Genomic DNA, 16,668 nt, shown 5'->3' on the forward strand with positions numbered 1-16,668 from the left:
CTGTCTTTATAAGTAAGCTGGCGCCCGGGGCTTTCGGGCCGCCAGCCAGGCTATGGCCACTGCCGGAACAATCAGCAGGGCGCTGATCAGCGACAGCTCCAGATTGCTCAGTGGCACCGGGCCGCCGCCGGGAATGGCCAGCAGCAGGCCACCGGTCAACAGCGCCAACCTCACCGGCCACTGCAGGTGTTTGCTGAGTGTCAGATTGCCCACGCCCAATAGGTAGCCCTGAATTGAGCCTGCAATCAGCAGCACACCCGCCATCGCCTGAGTAATCACTACCAGAATCTCATCCCAGCTGCCCTGGAAAATCAGCGCAGGGTTCAGCACGAACAGGAACGGAATAAAGTAGATCACACTGCCCAGGCGCATCGCCTGAACGCCGGTTTCCATCGGGCGCGAGCCGGCGACCGTGGCTGCGGCAAAGGCACCGAGGGCCACCGGTGGGGTAATGAAACTGAGCATGCCCCAGTACAGGATGAACAGATGCACCGCCAGCGGATCCATGCCGCCGCCGTTGATCAGGGCCGGCGCCAGTGCCACCGCAAGGAAGATATAGGCGGCGGTTACCGTCATGCCGATGCCGAGGATAAAACTGGTCAACGCGCCCATCATCAGCAGCACCAGGGTATTGCCGCCGGCGAGGAAGATCAGGTCGTTGGCGATGGTGCCGGACAGGCCGGTGACGGATAGGGCGCCGACAAGCAGACCGACCCCGGCCAGAATGGCGATGAGCTCGGCAAACAGCTTGCCAGAGCTGGAGAAGAAGTCTTTCACCTGCTGCCAGCCCCAGCGCTGGTAGGGCAGGATCTGGTTGATCACCAGTAGCAGCGCGGTGGCGTAGAAGGGCGCGGTGGCCTCCTGGCGCAGGAAGAACAGCAGCCAGATCAGCAGCGCGAACACGAAGATAAAATACCAGCCTTCCTTCAGCGTCTGTTTGATCGACGGAAGCTCTTCCGCAGGAAGGCCTTTCAGGTCATGGCGGGCCGCATAGGCATCAATCTGGATGAACAGACCGAGGAAATAAAGCACCGAGGGTACGGCCGCCGCCAGAGCGATGGTGCCGTAGGGAATGTTTAAGAACGCTGCCATGATAAAGGCGGTGGCGCCCATTACTGGCGGCATCAGCACCCCTCCGGTGGAGGCGCATGCCTCCACACCGGCGGCGTAGGATTTACTGAAGCCCACCTTGCGCATGGCCGGAATGGACAGCACCCCGGTGGTCAGCACGTTGGTGATCACGCTGCCGCTCATGGAGCCCATCAGGCCGCTGGAGAACACCGCGACCTTGGCGGGGCCGCCGCGAACGTGGCCGAGCAGGGCAAAGGCGAGGTTGATAAAGAACTTGCCGCCGCCGGTCTGTTGCAGCGCCACCCCGAACAGCAGAAAGCCAATCACCAGGTTGGCAAAGGCCTGCAGCGGAATGCCCATCACGCTCTCACGGCTCATGGCGTGGTAAATGGCGGTTTGTTCGGGCGAGGACGGAAAGCCCTGAATCGGGCCGGGCACCAGGTCGGCAAAGATCGGATAGATACTGGCGATCGCCACGATGGTGGCAATGGGCAGGCCGCCGGCGCGGCGCACGGCTTCAACGATCACACCCCAGAGCAGGAAACTCATCACCATGGCGTAATCCGGAGCGGCGTATTCCCAGCCCCGATCGAGAATCTGTTCGGCGTTAAACACGAAGAATCCGCAGATACCCGTGGTCGCCAGAAACAGCAGCACGTCGTACCAGGGCACCCGAGTGCGGGAAGAATGTCGGTTCATCGGCCAGAGCACGTAGACCAGGGGCAGCATCAGTGTTACCACGGTGTAGAAAAACTGGCTTTCAACTTGAGTAACAAAATTGATGAGCTGAAGGTTGAAGAGGTAGTCCAGGGTCAGCAGCGTCAGGATGACGGTGGCCAGCCGGGGAATCCAGAGCCAGAAGCCCGTAAGCTGGCGGATGCCGGATATGTTCTCCGGGGGTGACGGTTGTTCAGTTTCAGGATGCATGACGGGTAACTCCGAACACGTAATAGGCAGCCGGGCAGGCAATCAGGTGTTGGCCGAAGCAAACGGGTGGTTTGCCCCGGCCTTGGGGATTAGCGGAAAACCGGGTTCATGCCCGCCGCTTCCAGCGCCTTGGCGCGGGCGGCCATCCAGCCTTTACCGAAGGCGTCCTCATCGGAGGGAGGATTGCTGGCTGTGAAGTTGTCCCAGGTCTCCTTCAGGATCCGCTGGCGCTCTACCAGCATGTCCTGATGTGCCTGCATCTCATCGGTCCAGTGGCCGATCTCCTTGTAGTGGTCCACCACGGCATCGTGGAATGGAATAACCCACTGCATGTTCTGATTGTCCAGGCTGTAACCGGCGTTGCCCGGTGCGGCATCCTTGTACTTGTCGTAGTCCTCGATAAAGACGCGGATCAGGCTTTTCGCCAGTTCGTCATCGGTGGAGGCGTTCGCCACCAGGATCGGGTACGGGTAGCTGGCGCCAACCCAGGGCTTATCCTTGCCGTAATCACCGGCGGCCGAGGTGACCGTGTGCGGCTGGAAGTAGGGCGCCACTTTCTGCAGTCGGGCCCAGCCTTCTTTATCGGCCGGATCCAGCTTTGGCCAGACAATGCCTCGGGGGCTGGCCGCCAACTGCTGGGGAGGTGGTGCGACGCTCACGGTGAAGCCGGTGTCGGTCTGGTCGGCAATGATGCCCTCGAAAGAGCGGCCATAGCCCGGGAATTCCACCTTCTCGACATCGTCCCAAGTCAGTCCGCCGAAGGCCAGATAGGCCTCGGTGCCCAGGTTCAGGGCGTCGTCACCGCGAATCCAGGACACCCGCTTGCCGCGCAGATCTTCAGGTGATTCCACACCGATATCCCCCGCAACCGCAATACCCAGGCCGAAGCTGGCAATCGAGGTGGTGATGACCCGGATTGGCTGGGGGCCCCAGTTCTCGTCAGCGAACATCAGCACGCCTTCTGAGCCGTAGTAGCTTGCGATGCCGCAGGCGCACAGGGGTACCCGGCCCATTTTTAGCGGTGTCATTCTGGATACGTCGTTTTCGCCCGGCAGAATCCGCACCGAGGTGCCATATTCGTTTTGCAGCAGGTTGCCGATGGACACCATCTGGCTGTAGCCGGCAGAACCGGTGCCGTAGGCCGTCATCGCTAAGGTGTTCGGGAGTTTCACGTTGTCTGCGCTGAAAGCCAGCGCTGGCAGGGTGCTGAGGGTGAGGCCCATCAAGCCCCGGGTTAGGCGTGACATAAAAAATCCTCTTATCGTCGTTGTTGTGGTGTTTAGAGGTTTTGCACAGCGAAATATCATTTTGTTATTGATAACTCAACATAGTCGCTGGAATTATGGTTTGTCAATACAACTAATTCGACTGTTTATGACTAAAAGAGGGTCTTCAATCGGGCAAAGAGCCTAAAATGATGATTTCAAAATTGATGTTTTTCGACGCAGGGCAGAATATAGTTTTGTTTATGGTTGAAAGTTTGCTGGAAAGAGAGTTTTTAGACGCGGTTTTTAAGTGACGAGAACAGATGGGCGACATCAAATGAGCAACCTTCTTTCCCCGACTGAGCATTGTTTGGTCGCACGTATGCCTGTCATTGATACAACCAATGAGGACTCACTGTGAGTCGCATTTCGATGCTTAGCACCCGGTCGGGGCTCGCTTACGGCGCGCTCGGAGCCGGCATTCTGTCGTTCCTGCCGGGTGTGGGCGAGCTTGGCGCGGTGCTGGTGTTTGCCGCGATCCTGCTGGGTTGGCGGGACTTGCGCCTGGTGTCGCGGATGTTATTGGGTCTGGTGCTATTGACCCTGGCGCTGGCGGCCGTTGCCGAACCGTCGGCGCTGCCAGCGGCGGCCGCCAGCATGACCCGGCTGACCGCGCTGATTCTGACCGTCATGTTGCTGTCCTCCATGCTCGGCAAGTCTGCTGACCTCGGGGTCATCTCGCGGCAACTGTTCGCCGGTTCGCCAATAGTGCGTTACTACAGTGTCGCCTTTGGCACCGGTTTCCTGTCCATGCCCTTGAATTTTGGTTCGGTCGGCGTGATGGCCACGATGATTCGCGGCCAAATGGATGACCGGGGCGACAGCGCCACCACTCGGAACGCGTCCCGTGGCGTATTGCGGGGCTTTGGCGCGTCGCCCATTTTCTCGCCCCTGTCGATTTCCATCGTTCTGACCATCACCTTTGTTCCGGCCCTGAAAAGTTGGGAGCTGATTGCGGTAAGTCTGCCCCTGGCGGTGGTGTACTTGTTGGTTGGCGGGGTGTTTCGTGAACCGGAACCGCCGGAGCCAGCCAACAGCGTGGTGGCCGAACCCGCCTCCGGGCTGCAGCGGTTTGCACCCTGGTTGCGGTTTGCCGGCATCATTGGCGCCATCTGTATGGCCACCTTCAGCCTCAGCGGGCTCTTTGGCCTGAGTTATTCCCGCTCGGTCACCTTGAGCTGCTTTGGCGCCGTGTTGGTGGGGCTGGGGTATCGCAAGCTCAAAGGGGTTGAGGTTCAACTGCCATCCATGGCTCCGGTGAGCAATGAACTGGTGATTGTTGGCGGTTCGGCGTTCCTCGGCACTCTGATCAGCACCTTTGCCGCCCAGTGGCTGGGCACTGGCTTCAACCTGCCTGGCTGGGCCTACCCGGTGGCGGCGTTTAGTGTGCCCTGGGTGTTTTTCCTGGGCGGTATGATTGGCTTCAACCCCATCGTCACCGGCACCCTGACCGGCGGCATTCTGGGGCCTATCTGGCCAGTCGGAGCTGTGCTTGGATTAGGCACCGCCATGGTAGCTGGCTGGGGTCTAACCACCGCCGGAACACCCTACTCCGCCAATTCACTGCTGCTGGAGCGCCTGACCGGGTACAGCGCCCAGGAAGCTGCACTGCGCTGGAACATGTTGATGTCGGTGTGCTGCCTTCTGGTCTCCGGAGCCCTCGCGGGGACCATCACCTTGCTATTGTCGGATAACTGAGCAAAAGCTCCGTTCCTGTTTCAGGCCGGTTCGGGCTGAGCCCGATAACCGTTACGCTATACTCCCACCCCAACAGCATAGGGAGAGCCCCGCAATGACCGAGTATTTTGTCCAGGCGTTTATCTATCTTGTGGCCGCGGTGATTGCGGTGCCGCTGGCCAAGCGCCTGGGGCTGGGCTCAGTGCTGGGTTATCTGGTTGCCGGTGTGGTGATTGGGCCGGTGACGGGCCTGGTTGGTCAGGAAGCCACCACCATCCAGCATTTTGCCGAATTTGGCGTGGTCATGATGCTGTTCCTGGTGGGTATGGAGCTGGATCCCAAGGCGCTCTGGGCCATGCGGGTACGCCTGGTGGGCCTGGGTGGGCTGCAGGTGGTGCTGAGTATCGCCGCCGGCACGGCCGTGGCTTGGTGGCTGGGGTTGGTTTGGCAGACAGCCCTGACGGTCGGGCTCATTTTCGCCCTGTCCTCCACCGCCATTGTCCTGCAGACCCTGAATGAAAAGGGTCTGGCGAAGACTGAGGGTGGGCGCAGCGCGTTTTCGGTGTTGCTGTTTCAGGACATCGCCGTGATTCCCATGCTCGCACTGATTCCCCTGTTGGCGTTGCCCGAACTGATGGCAGAGTCCGGCACCGGGGCCGGCCATGACAGCGGTTTGAGTCTGGTTGCCGATCTGCCGGGCTGGGCCCACGCCCTGACCGTGGTTGCCGCCGTGGCTGCGGTCATTGTCGGTGGTTATTATCTGAGCCGGCCGCTGTTCCAGTACGTGGTCCAATCCGGCCTGCGTGAGGTGTTCACTGCCACCGCCCTGATGCTGGTGATCGGCATTGCCGCGCTGATGAGCCTGGTCAATCTGTCACCGGCTCTGGGTGCATTTCTGGCCGGGGTGGTGCTGGCCAACAGTGAATTTCGCCATGAGCTGGAAGCCAACATCGAGCCGTTCAAGGGGCTGCTGCTGGGTCTGTTCTTCATCACCGTGGGTGCCGGCATCAATTTTGAGGTGCTGGTCGCGGAGTGGGACACCATCCTGGCTCTGGCCTTTGCAGTGATCACAGTCAAGGCGCTGATCTTGCTGGGTTTGGCCGTGCTGTTTCGCATCCACGGCAGTAACGGCTGGCTGTTTACCCTGGGCCTGGCGCAGGCCGGTGAATTTGGCTTTGTGCTGCTCACCTACAGTGTCCAGAACTCGGTCATTCCAATCGAACTCTCCCAGGTATTGTCGCTGGTGGTGGCGTTGTCGATGTTCCTCACCCCGCTGCTGTTTATAGCCTACGATCGCGTGGTGCTGCCTCGCTACCGGCGCGCCAAGAACGACGAGCGTGAGGCTGACACCATCGATGACCGCGCCCCGGTGATTGTTGCTGGTGTCGGCCGGTTCGGACAGATCGTGTGCCGGCTGCTGCGTGCCAACGACATTCCCATCGTGGTGCTGGATCATGAGATCGAGCAGATCGAGAACGTCCGCCGGATCAACATCCAGAGCTACTTCGGCGACGCCAGTCGGCCGGAACTGCTGGAAACTGCGGGCATCGAGGATGCCCGGTTATTAGTAGTGGCGATCGATGACCGCGATCGCTCGGTCCGCATCGTCGAGCACGTGAAACAGTTCTATCCTGGGGTCTGGGTGCTGGCGCGGGCGTTCGACCGGGGCCACAGCTATCAGTTGCGCAAGGCCGGTGCCGACGACGTGGTGAGTGAAACCTACCATTCGGCGCTGGAACTGGGTGGTCACGCATTGACCGCTATGGGTGTGCACCCGCTGCGGGCCAAGCAGATGACCTGGACTTTTGTGGACAACGAAAAAGCCCACGAAGACGAGTTGTTCGAGGCCTGGCAGGAAATAGAAGAGGGCATCAGTTTCAGTCCCCGCTACGGTGAGCTGTTCATGAAACTCGAGGAAGCCCTGAGCAGTGCCATGGACAAGGACTGGGAAGAGCCCACTCGGGAAGACGTGCCGATCTGGACGCCACCGGATCAACGGTGACCCGTTCTATTGCTCGGCAATATAAAGAGCGGTGTATTGATCCAGCAGCTCATCGACCCGGCCCTGGGTCACCAGGGTGTAAAGCCGGTCAGCGATCTGTTCCCGCAGTGCAAAGGTGTTGCAAGTAGATTTCTTAGGGAAGGTAAAAAACAGTCCTTCGGTACTGATTGTTTTCTCAAGAGGCTCGAACTCGTCGCTCCGGCCCTCTCGTGCCAGCTTCACCTGGCCCTGCAATAACTCGTAGAGTACGTAATCAACCCGCCCGGCCTCCGCCATCAGAAACGATTGATCGATTGAACGCACCGGCTCGATGGTCAGGTTCTGTTGGGCGTAACGGTCGAAATTCTGGCCAAAACTGTTGCCGATCAGTGTGCTGCCGGTTTTGCCCTGCAGGTCCGGCCAGTGCCGATAGAGAAATGCCTGGCCTTTGGGGACCCAGATGGCCGTTGGCAGCTGGATGATAGGCGGTAGGATGTAATCCATGTACCCGAAACGTTCACGGGTCATGAAGGCTCCGGCCACCATGTCTATGTCGCCATCACGGGCCAGGCGCTGCACTCGGGCCCAGGAGCCGATGTCACGGATGTCGGCACTGAGCCCCAGTGGCTGCAGTATTTCTTGCAGCAACGCGGGAACCACTCCCGTTAATTGCTCAGGATTGTTCGGGTCTCGCCACAGCAGGGGCGGATATTCTGAGTTGCCGCTGACCGTGAGCTTGGTGCAGGGCGGAGTACTGGCTTGCGCTTGCGAACTCCCTACAAGCAATAAAACCAGAGAAACCAGCAAGGGCCTGAAGGCCAACGAAGACGTCCCTGTCCCGAGAAAGCGCGAAGGAAATGACAGCATTAATGCTTCCCAAGGTTTCGAAAGGACACAACTAGCAGAAATGTATCACCGTTACCTGCAAGGTGGTATTCGCTTGGGCAATAAATGTGAGCTGGGTTCTTCGGCGGCTCCCAGAGCTTCATTAAATATCCCTAATGGAACTTCTGGAAAAAAATGTCCGTGGGATGGAATAGATCCCATGCTGATTCGTTATCGGGGTGAATCCAACGGAAACACTGGAGGATAAACCATGATGAAACGGACACTGACTTTGGCAATCTGTTCAGTAATGGCGGTATCAGCTTTCGCCGCAGAGACCCAGGGCTCGGCCAGCGTGAATGCGAACGCCGAGATGCGCAGCAGCTCCGAGGCTTCCGGCCGCAGTGATGGTCGCGATGCCGGTGCCAGCGGGGCCACGCGCAACAGCGTACAAACCTCCGGCGGTGCCTCGGTCAGCGCCAATGGCCGCGAAGCCAATGCCAGCATGGCGTCTTCCCGGGAAGCCAATTCGGGCGCAGCCATGAGCACGGAAACTGCCAAGGCGACCGGTGCGGAGGCGGCCGCGAAGGCGCGCGCTACCGGTGACAGCGCCCGTAATGCCGCGGTTCGCACCGGTGAACAGGCCCGGGAGACCGGGCGCCAGGCGGTTGAGGCCGGGGTATCAGCTGGCCAGGGTGCCAAGGGCGAGGCCACTGCTAAGGCCCAGGCCACCGGTGACAAGGCCGGGCAGATGCGAGAGCAAACCAGCGGCAGCGTGCAGGGTAGCGTTGATGCTGCAACCAGGAAGCAAGTAGACGGCTCGGTCTCTGGCAGCGTTGACTCCAGCGTTCGCAACAGTGTCAGTGGCTCGGTGAAGAACTCCGTGTCAGACAGTGTGAAGTCGAATGTTCGGAGCAGCGTGCACCAATCCGTCAAGAACTCCACCCAGCAAGGCCTGTTGTAAGCCTTGAATAACGGGAACCTGATTAACCGGGCCGTCTAGCGGCCCGGTTTTTTTGTGAAGGAGCAGCCCTATGCAACGATTTTTCCGAGTCCTGCCTCCGGTTTTGTTGACCGCTGGCCTGTCGATGACCACTCAGGCGGCCACCGTTGGCGGCCACGTTCTCACCGGTTATGAGTACGACAGCAACCTGAACGTTGACGAATTGAACCAATCGTCCGGGGAGAGTGGTAATGCGTGGGTTCTGGGCGCCGGTGCGGAGGCCGAGGGCCAGCCGCTGCAGAACCTGACGATTACCGGAACCTATGACTTCACATCGCGCGATTACCGGGACAGCGAGGACTTTGACCGAGCCCTGCACCTGGCGTCACTGGACCTCAGCTACGATTTCGACGCCGTAACCGTTGGCGCCAGCCATCACTATTCCCATGCCACCCTGGCCTCCGACCCCTTCCTGGATTACAACCGTAGCAGCGTGTATGTCGGCAAACTCGTGGGCGATGACGTCTATCTTCGGGCCAGCCTGCTGGACAAGCGCAAGGACTTCGAAGACAACGAGGCCCGGGACGCCCGCACCCGGGGCGTGAGTCTCGACAGCTTCTTTTTCTTTAACCAAACCCGGACGGTTTTCATCCTGGGTGCCGATGGTGACGACGAGAACGCCGAGTCCGATGCCTACGATTACCGGATGCTGGCGGTGAAAACCCGGCTTAAGCATCGGTTCCCGGTAGCCGGCCATGACCACGAGCTGAAGCTGGGCTGGCGCTACGAGGCCCGGGACTACGACGAGCCGGTGTCATCGGTGGAAAACCCGCTGACGTCGCCCTTGCTGGGGTCTGGCGCGATCAGCTCGGAGCCCCGGGACGACCGCATTGCGACCGTTGACGCCAGTTATGGCATTGGACTGACCGAATGGCTGATGACCGAGGCCCGGATTGAGTACATTGATTATCGCTCGAGCCTCGATTCCGCCGCGTACGATGAAACGGTGGCGTCGCTGAACCTGCGGGCTGAATTCTGATTGGTGTCAGTGGATGTCGGGCAGCAGACCGTGGCCGAACACCGGGTCACGGCCCTCGTCGCCGAGATCGTCGGCGCGGCGGGTGAGTTGCGCCAAGGCGTTGTCGAGAGAAGTGCTCGCCAGCGCACAGGCCAGGTGTGCGCTGACTATCGGCGCGGCGAGCGACGTTCCACTCTGGCTGCCGTAGCGGCCATCGGTCAGCGCCACGGCAACGTCCACACCCGGCGCGGCATAATCAACCTGCTCGCCCCGGTTCGCCCAGCGGTAAACCTGTCGGTCCTGATCCACCGCGGTTACCCCAATCACCCCGGGGTAGCCGGCCGGGTAGAGTGCCGGCGCGGCCGGACCTTCGTTGCCAACGGCGGCCACCACGGGCGTGCCGCGGTCGATCAGCCGCTTAATGACGGTGGCCAGTACCCGGTTGTCCGGACCGGCCATGCTGACATTAATCAGCGCCACGTCATTGGATTCCAGCCAGGCCAGTCCTTCCACCAGATGCAGCAGAGTGGCGCCGGACACCGAGGCCGGCCGGCCATAAAAAACCGAGGCACTGAACAGGGTTGCCGAGGGCAGGCGGGTGGCAGCGTTGGCGCTGGTTTTCCCGGTCAACCGGCTGGCGACCGCAGTGCCGTGGTCGGTCGGGGCGTGGTAGGAATCGGCCAGTTGGAGATCCTGCAGGAAATCCCGCTGCACGACGGCGGTTCCGGCAAAGGCCGGATGGTCGGTTTCGACCGCGGTATCCACCATGCCAATGCTGATCGGCACCGGGCAAGACGGCGGCTCATCGATATTGGAGGGGCCTTGATGTTTGCTGGCACCGGTCTGAGACCGGTAGATGTGGTTGCGATCAAGGCGCTGGACGAGGGCTTCCGGCAGTAATTTCTGCAACTGGTCGCGTGAGTCCAGGCCTGGGTCGACCCGGAACCGCAGCACGGTTAGCCCCAGCCCGGCCATCTGGGTCTGGTCGATAACGGTGATGCCAGGCTGATTGAAGTGGTGGATGTCGCTAACGTCGACGGTGATCAGCCATTGCCGTTCCACCGCCCGCCAGCCGTCCTCCACCTCGACATCGGTAAAGAGCTCACGTCCGGTGTCCGATTGGATGACAAGCCGGGCTGGGAGTTCGGCCAGGGGAGCCGGCGCATCAGGCCGAACCAGTGCCGGCAGGCGTTCGGTCGCGGCCTCCAGTTGGCGTTCGATCTGGCGGTCGACTGCGCGTTCCACCTGCTGATCGATGCGCTTGAGAGCAGCACCGGTCAGGTTCTCAGCGCCTAATGCCGGCAACGAGACGGTCAGCCCAACGCCGAACAGGCAAGTGAGTGTGCGTTGGGAGAAAAAGCAGTTGGTTTTCATACCCAGCTAACGTTTCCAGACGAAAAAAATTCCCGGAGCGGTGGAATAGATTCGATTCCCATCCGTTTACCCGGTATGACATCGAGGCATGGCGCCATGAAAGATGAATTGAGACAACTGGTCCCGGGGCTTCGACGCTTCGCCTACTCCCTGACCGGCTCGATACCGGAGGCCGATGATCTGTTGCAGGGTACCCTTGAGCGGGTATTGCGGCAATCACCGCCGGCGGGGGTTGCCATCGAGCCCTGGGCGTTTCGGATCTGCCGGAATCTGTGGGTCGATGAGTGTCGGGCCCGGCAGGTCCGTGATCGGGCTGCGCAGCAACCGGAACTCACCGATGGCCAGGTGGTGGATGGTGAGCGGGCCACCACCAGCCAGATCGAGCTGGACCAGGTGAATGCTGCCATGGCCGGGCTGCGCGACAGCCAGCGCGAGATTATTTCTCTGGTGGCCATTCAGGGCATGTCGTACCGGGAAGTCTCCGACACTCTGGATATTCCCAAGGGCACGGTCATGAGTCGGCTGGCCCGCGCCCGGGCCGCGCTGAGCGCAGCACTTGGCAGTACACCTCAGGATACGACAACCCCGGACTCGGAGTCCGGGAGGAGACCGACATGAACCTGACTGACGAACAACTGTCCGCTTTTCTGGATGCGGAATTGCCCGAGGCTGAGATGCAGGTCATTCGCGATCAACTGGCGAACGACCCGGCACTGGCCGAGCGTCTGGCCGCGCTGGCGGCGGTCGATCACACCCTGGCCGGGCATTACTCCGCCATTGACCAGCAGCCTCTGCCAGCGGCGGTGACCGAGCTTCTGGACCCGGAGCCGGCAGCGTCGGCCAAGGTTGTTGATTTGCCGCGCTGGCGTCGGGCCCGTGCCTTTGTGCAGCAGCGGGTCGGAACGGCCGTCGCTGCGGCCCTGGTGCTGGGCTTTGGACTGGCGCAACTGGGCAAAGATGTCCCAGTCAGTGGAGAGCAGGGCTGGCACCAGGTCGCTCAGGCCCTGGAAGTCCTTCCCAGTGGCGAAACCCAAATCCTGGCGACCGGCGAGCGGCTGACCCCACGGCTGACCTTCGCCAATCCGGCCGGCGAGTTCTGCCGCCAGTTTCAGCTCCAGGGGCCGGATCGCGCGACTGAAAATATTGCCTGCCGAAGCGGTGAGCCGGGGATGAACTGGACCCAGGTCGCGACGGTCAAGGTTCCGAAGCGGGACGCCAATCGTTACCAGACTGCCAGCGGTGGCTCGGTGCTGGATGCCGTGCTGGACCGGATGATTGAGGGTGAAGTAATGAACCCAACGCGCGAGCAGGAGCTTTTGTCTGAAGGTTGGCGCCACCGGTAATCAGGCTCGGGCCTGAAGGCCCGCGGATCGGGTGTCGGTGCCCGGTTCTTTGACTATGCTTTCGGTAGGGTCGGCAAGACCGGATACGGTCGCCGGCAACACACCATTCCGGAGCGCACTGTGGAAGACCCAAGCAAAGTCACCGTTTTTTACGACGAGCGAGTTCTCAATCATTCTCCCGATGTGAATGCCGCATTCCTGCCCGGCCGGCTGGACAAGCGGGTTCGTACCATCCTGTCGGGACTGAACGTGCAGTGGAAGTACCCGGAACACCCGGGACGCATTCAGGCCATTCTTGATCTGTTGCATCGGGAACCGATCGCGGGCGTGGAATTTGCCGGTGGCCAGGTGGCAACCCGGGAGCAGCTCGGCCGGGTGCATACCACCTCTTACCTGGACGATGTCTTTTCCCTGCGTAACAAGCACGCCTGGCTCGATGTTGATACCACCGCGGTGTCACCGGGCAGCGTGGAGGCGGCGGAAGTTGCCGCCGGGACCGCCATTGCCGCGGTCGAGGCGGTGGTTTCGGGCCGCACCCGAAGTGCGTTTGCCCTGGTTCGTCCGCCCGGCCATCACGCCGAGCCGGTGCGCGCCCGCGGCTTCTGTCTGTTCAACAACGTGGCCGTGGCCGCCGCCCACGCCCACGCCGAGCTTGGTTGTGAGCGGATCCTGATCCTCGACTGGGACGCGCACCATGGCAACGGCACCCAGGATATCTTCTGGGCCGATCCCGATGTCATGTTCTTTGATATTCACCGGGCAGCGCCCTTTTACCCGGGCAGTGGTGGCCTGCATGAGGTGGGTGCGGGCCTGGGTGAGGGCACCACAGTGAATGTTCCGATGCCCGGCGGCTCTGGCGACGTGGCCTATATCAAGGCTTTGAATGAGATCCTGGTGCCGGCCGCCGAGTACTTCAAACCGGACCTGATTCTGGTATCGGCGGGGTTTGATGCGCACTGGTACGATCTGGCCCTGAACGTCTCTTACGAGGGCTTTGCGGCCATGACCGGCATTGTTCAGTCCCTGGCTGACCGGCTGTGCGACGGTCGTCTCGCCTTCGTTCTGGAGGGCGGTTATAACACCGAGTCGTTGTCCCACGGAGTGCGGTCCGTGCTCGACGTGCTTGCCGGAGGCGCTGTGCCGCAACCGAGGGTGTGCGGCATGGAAGAAGTGGATTTGGCGGCGGCCTTTCACCTCAGTGCGTTTGCCGACGAGCCACCCGAGGGCTGACGCACTCGCCTATCTTAACCCGACAAGGAGGACGGTATGTTCATGGCAGAAAAATCCACCGGTCATCTGATTGAGATCATGGACACCCACGCCCTGTTCGATCCCCATGTCAGTCGCGTGAAAGGGTGCATGCATTACGGTGAAGAAGCCCAGGATCCTGAGTTCTTTGACAAGTCGGCGCTGGCGTTTGCATCCGGCGAGGTGCTGCCCCGGTGCTGGACCGATCCGTACTACCGTCGAAAGGGCTGAAGATCGGACAGCTGCCTGGACTCCTGGCCCCGCGACTCGTACTCGGCCAGCCATTGCACCAGTTCGTCCACCGGCAGTGGCTTGGCGTAATGGTAACCCTGGCCAAAGTCGCAGCCCAGCGACTGCAAAAAACGCTCGTCGGCGGCTGTTTCGATACCTTCGGCCACCACCTGCATGCCCAGCTCATGGGCCATCTTGATGGTTGAGCGCACGATCGTCTGGTTATCCCGGCTGTCGTCGATATTGGTCACGAAGGATTTGTCGATCTTCAAAATCGAGGCGTTCAGGTCTTTCAGGTAGGCCAGTGACGAATAGCCGGTGCCATAATCATCGATAGCAAGGGTGCTGCCGGTCTGGGACAGGCTGCTTGCCAGTTCGGTGGCCAGGTCCCGCGAACTCATCAGTGCGGTTTCGGTGATCTCGAATTCGAACTGGAAGTAACCCGTGGACGAGGCCAGCAATTCCTGCAGCTCAGAGATAAAGTGTCGATCTTGTATCAGCCGGGCCGAGATGTTGACCGCTATGTGGCGGGGGAGGCCCCGGGCTTGCCAGTCTCGTTCCTGGGCCAGTAGGGCCTGAACCACCCAGCGAGTCAGCGGCGCGATCTGTCGTGAGTTTTCCGCCACCTCAATGAGTGTCATCACCGGTACCATCGGGCCTCGATCGCTCGGCCAGCGCAGCAGGGCCTCGCAGCCGAACGGCTGCATGGTGGCCAGATCGATTTTGGGCTGGTAGAGCAGGTTAAAGGCATCGCAGGCGATGTTCTCACGTATCGCCGGCACCAGTTTCAGGCGCTGGCCCGCCGCCCGGCTGTCGGCACTGCTGTAGCGATGGATTTCGATACCGTCGGCTTTGGCCAGCCTGAGCGCGTCGGCGGCTTTCCGAAGCAGGGCTTCGGCACCGGCATCGTCTTGGCCAGACTCGTTCGCAGGGATCGACAGCTTGTTCGTGGTTTCGGCGGCTCCAATGGTACAGAACACCCGGAGATCGGCGTCGCCATCCATATCCAAAGGCAGTCGCTCTTCTACCTGAGCGAGCAGATGGCGGCAGAAGGACTGGCCACCCTCGGCGAAGGTGACTCCCGGGAGCCAGAGTGCAAAGCCATCCCCGCCAACCCGGGCGACACAGCCCTTCGGGTGTTCATGATCCAGGGCCTGAACCAGGCGATGGGCAATTGACTGAAGCAGCTGATCACCGATGTCATGGCCATAGGTGTCATTCACTTCATGGAAATAATCGAGGTTCAGGAACAGCACAGTGCCCTGCAACTCCTGGCTCAGGTCACGGTTGATTCGCCGGAATAGGGCGGTTCGGTTTAGCAGCCCGGTTAGCAGGTCATGGTTGGCCTGGTACTCCAGCTCCTTTTCCCGTGCCACCCGTTCAGTAAGATCCCGCAGCACCACGGTGAAAAGAGGATCGTTCGATAGCTCAACGGTGCTGATCGTGGCCTCGACCGGAATCGGCCGCTGCTCACTGTCCAGGAGCACGGTATCAAAGGGTTTGCCCGTCAGGTTCGTCAGTTCAGGTTCTATCTCGGGCAACCAACGCAGAATCGGATTATGCACCAGGGCCGTTGCCGGAGTTTGAGTCAGGCTCTGCATGGCCGGGTTGGCGCGGGTAATCTGGCCGGATGAATTGACGCATAGGATGCAGTCGTTGGCAGTTGCCAGAATTCGGTTGTGCAGGGTTTCGCTGTCGCGCAGGGTGATCTGCAACCACAGGTGTTCAAGAGTGACGGCGTTCAGCCGGGCGAGGTTGCTGGTTACATACACCAGGGCTGCCGCCACCAGTGGTGCGATGAAATCCACGATCAAGCTCAGGTTTTGGTAAACCATGATGGCAGCCAGCGGCAGGCAGACTGCTATGACTGTCAGCCATTTCAGACCCTGCAGCCACGATAATCTGGGGAAAAGCAGCGTAGCCAGTAGCCAGATGAAGCCGATCAGCAAAGCGGAAATCGATGGGCTGAGTGAGTATAAGCCGCCACGGTTCAGTGTTTCGGTACCCAGGGCGTGGATAACGACCCCCGGCAGACTTCGATGAATCGGCACCGCCAGGGTATCCCCGAGTTCGATGGCGGTGGCACCAATAAGAACATCTTTGCCCTTCAATTTCTGGGGATCGATGCCTCCGTTAACCAAATCGATGAAACTGATGTACTGGAAAGACTGCGGAGACAGGCTGAAATCGATCCAGCTTTTACGATCCTCAGTGGGTGACAGCGCGTTCCAGGCACCAGGGAAAAAACGGCCTTGCCAGACGAAACCAGCGCTGAGCTTGCGTACAAGCCCGTCGGCTTCCGGGTGCATGTTGACTGATACGATGCTGGCACCTTCGGCAAGTTCAGGCAGCGGTTCTCTCAGCATTAACTCAGTGCCGGTCGCAGACTGCCGTTGAACGAAGGCGGGTAAGTAAACCGGTGTTTGTCGTGAGAAGGACTTGAGCGCCTGAGCGAGCGCCGCGTCATTGCTGATGGAAGAGCGGGCACTGAGGTCAATGTCGATCATCAACGAGTTGATGCCCGCGGCGTCAAGTTCAGCAATGGCTTCGGCGTACAGTGTTCTGGGCCAGGGCCAACGGCCGACCTCGGCAATGCTGGCGGAATCGATTTCGACCACAACCAGGTTGCTGGCCACTGGCTTCGTCAGAAACTCAACGTAAAGATCCCGGGCCTGGTTCTCGATATTCTCAAACGTACCGAAGCCCCAGAGGGAGAGGGTCAGTAGGCCGGCTACCAGTGCTGCCAGCATACTCCTCCGTGGGCT

The 16,668-nt window shown here is 60.5% G+C and carries 14 protein-coding genes; 9 read left to right on the plus strand and 5 right to left on the minus strand.

Features of this window, described 5'->3' with window-relative positions; translation table 11 throughout:
• Positions 1-6: 6 nt before the first annotated feature.
• Together FGO67_RS03120 and FGO67_RS03125 are read right to left on the minus strand one after the other, a co-directional pair.
• Entirely contained in the window at positions 7-1,998 is a 1,992-nt protein-coding gene (locus tag FGO67_RS03120; RefSeq protein WP_203299255.1) for a TRAP transporter permease, read from the minus strand.
• 89 nt (positions 1,999-2,087) lie between these two features.
• Positions 2,088-3,245 carry a TAXI family TRAP transporter solute-binding subunit gene (locus tag FGO67_RS03125; protein ID WP_203299256.1) on the minus strand — a complete coding sequence of 386 codons (1,158 nt, stop codon included), beginning with the start codon at positions 3,243-3,245 and terminating at the stop codon, positions 2,088-2,090.
• Positions 3,246-3,620: 375 nt separating this feature from the next.
• Here FGO67_RS03125 and FGO67_RS03130 point away from each other — a divergent pair, with 375 nt between their 5' ends.
• Together FGO67_RS03130 and FGO67_RS03135 are read left to right on the plus strand one after the other, a co-directional pair.
• Positions 3,621-4,961 carry a hypothetical protein gene (locus tag FGO67_RS03130; RefSeq protein ID WP_338039528.1) on the plus strand — a complete coding sequence of 447 codons (1,341 nt, stop codon included), beginning with the start codon at positions 3,621-3,623 and terminating at the stop codon, positions 4,959-4,961.
• A gap of 94 nt (positions 4,962-5,055) precedes the next feature.
• Positions 5,056-6,942: a monovalent cation:proton antiporter-2 (CPA2) family protein gene (locus FGO67_RS03135; protein WP_203299257.1), complete on the plus strand. Its 1,887-nt coding sequence runs from the start codon at positions 5,056-5,058 to the stop codon at positions 6,940-6,942.
• Between the two features lie 6 nt (positions 6,943-6,948).
• On the opposite strand, the gene FGO67_RS03140 is transcribed toward FGO67_RS03135, so the two are convergent.
• Positions 6,949-7,728, minus strand: a complete 780-nt coding sequence (locus FGO67_RS03140; RefSeq protein ID WP_420844496.1) for a substrate-binding periplasmic protein — start codon at positions 7,726-7,728, stop codon at positions 6,949-6,951.
• On the opposite strand from FGO67_RS03140, the gene FGO67_RS17015 reads away from it, so the two are divergent.
• The 3 genes from FGO67_RS17015 to FGO67_RS03150 all read left to right on the plus strand — a co-directional run bounded on the left by FGO67_RS17015 (position 7,640) and on the right by FGO67_RS03150 (position 9,728).
• Positions 7,640-8,014, plus strand: coding sequence for a hypothetical protein (locus FGO67_RS17015; protein WP_238942294.1), 375 nt, complete (start codon positions 7,640-7,642; stop codon positions 8,012-8,014). The genes FGO67_RS03140 and FGO67_RS17015 overlap by 89 nt on opposite strands.
• 3 nt (positions 8,015-8,017) lie before the next feature.
• Complete coding sequence (locus FGO67_RS03145; protein WP_203299259.1) at positions 8,018-8,710, plus strand: hypothetical protein; 693 nt, start codon at positions 8,018-8,020, stop codon at positions 8,708-8,710.
• Between the two features lie 70 nt (positions 8,711-8,780).
• Positions 8,781-9,728 (plus strand): surface lipoprotein assembly modifier, encoded by a 948-nt coding sequence (locus tag FGO67_RS03150; protein WP_203299260.1) that lies wholly within the window; start codon positions 8,781-8,783, stop codon positions 9,726-9,728.
• Between the two features lie 6 nt (positions 9,729-9,734).
• Here FGO67_RS03150 and FGO67_RS03155 read toward each other — a convergent pair whose 3' ends face one another.
• Positions 9,735-11,081, minus strand: a complete 1,347-nt coding sequence (locus tag FGO67_RS03155) for a S8 family serine peptidase (RefSeq protein ID WP_203299261.1) — start codon at positions 11,079-11,081, stop codon at positions 9,735-9,737.
• Between the two features lie 96 nt (positions 11,082-11,177).
• Here FGO67_RS03155 and FGO67_RS03160 point away from each other — a divergent pair, with 96 nt between their 5' ends.
• From FGO67_RS03160 to FGO67_RS03175, 4 genes are all read left to right on the plus strand, one after another.
• Positions 11,178-11,699, plus strand: a complete 522-nt coding sequence (locus FGO67_RS03160; protein WP_203299262.1) for an RNA polymerase sigma factor — start codon at positions 11,178-11,180, stop codon at positions 11,697-11,699.
• Entirely contained in the window at positions 11,696-12,424 is a 729-nt protein-coding gene (locus tag FGO67_RS03165) for an anti-sigma factor (RefSeq protein ID WP_203299263.1), read from the plus strand. The genes FGO67_RS03160 and FGO67_RS03165 overlap by 4 nt, the downstream gene beginning before the upstream one ends.
• Positions 12,425-12,544: 120 nt before the next feature.
• On the plus strand, positions 12,545-13,654 hold the full coding sequence (locus tag FGO67_RS03170; protein ID WP_203299264.1) for a histone deacetylase family protein: 1,110 nt from the start codon (positions 12,545-12,547) through the stop codon (positions 13,652-13,654).
• 36 nt (positions 13,655-13,690) lie between these two features.
• Positions 13,691-13,903 carry an acetyltransferase gene (locus FGO67_RS03175; protein WP_203299265.1) on the plus strand — a complete coding sequence of 71 codons (213 nt, stop codon included), beginning with the start codon at positions 13,691-13,693 and terminating at the stop codon, positions 13,901-13,903.
• On the opposite strand, the gene FGO67_RS03180 is transcribed toward FGO67_RS03175, so the two are convergent.
• Positions 13,885-16,653: an EAL domain-containing protein gene (locus FGO67_RS03180; protein ID WP_203299266.1), complete on the minus strand. Its 2,769-nt coding sequence runs from the start codon at positions 16,651-16,653 to the stop codon at positions 13,885-13,887. The two genes, FGO67_RS03175 and FGO67_RS03180, sit on opposite strands and share 19 nt — an antisense overlap.
• Positions 16,654-16,668: the final 15 nt, after the last annotated feature.

This window comes from Marinobacter sediminum, assembly GCF_016820575.1.
GTDB classification, from domain to species: domain Bacteria; phylum Pseudomonadota; class Gammaproteobacteria; order Pseudomonadales; family Oleiphilaceae; genus Marinobacter; species Marinobacter sediminum.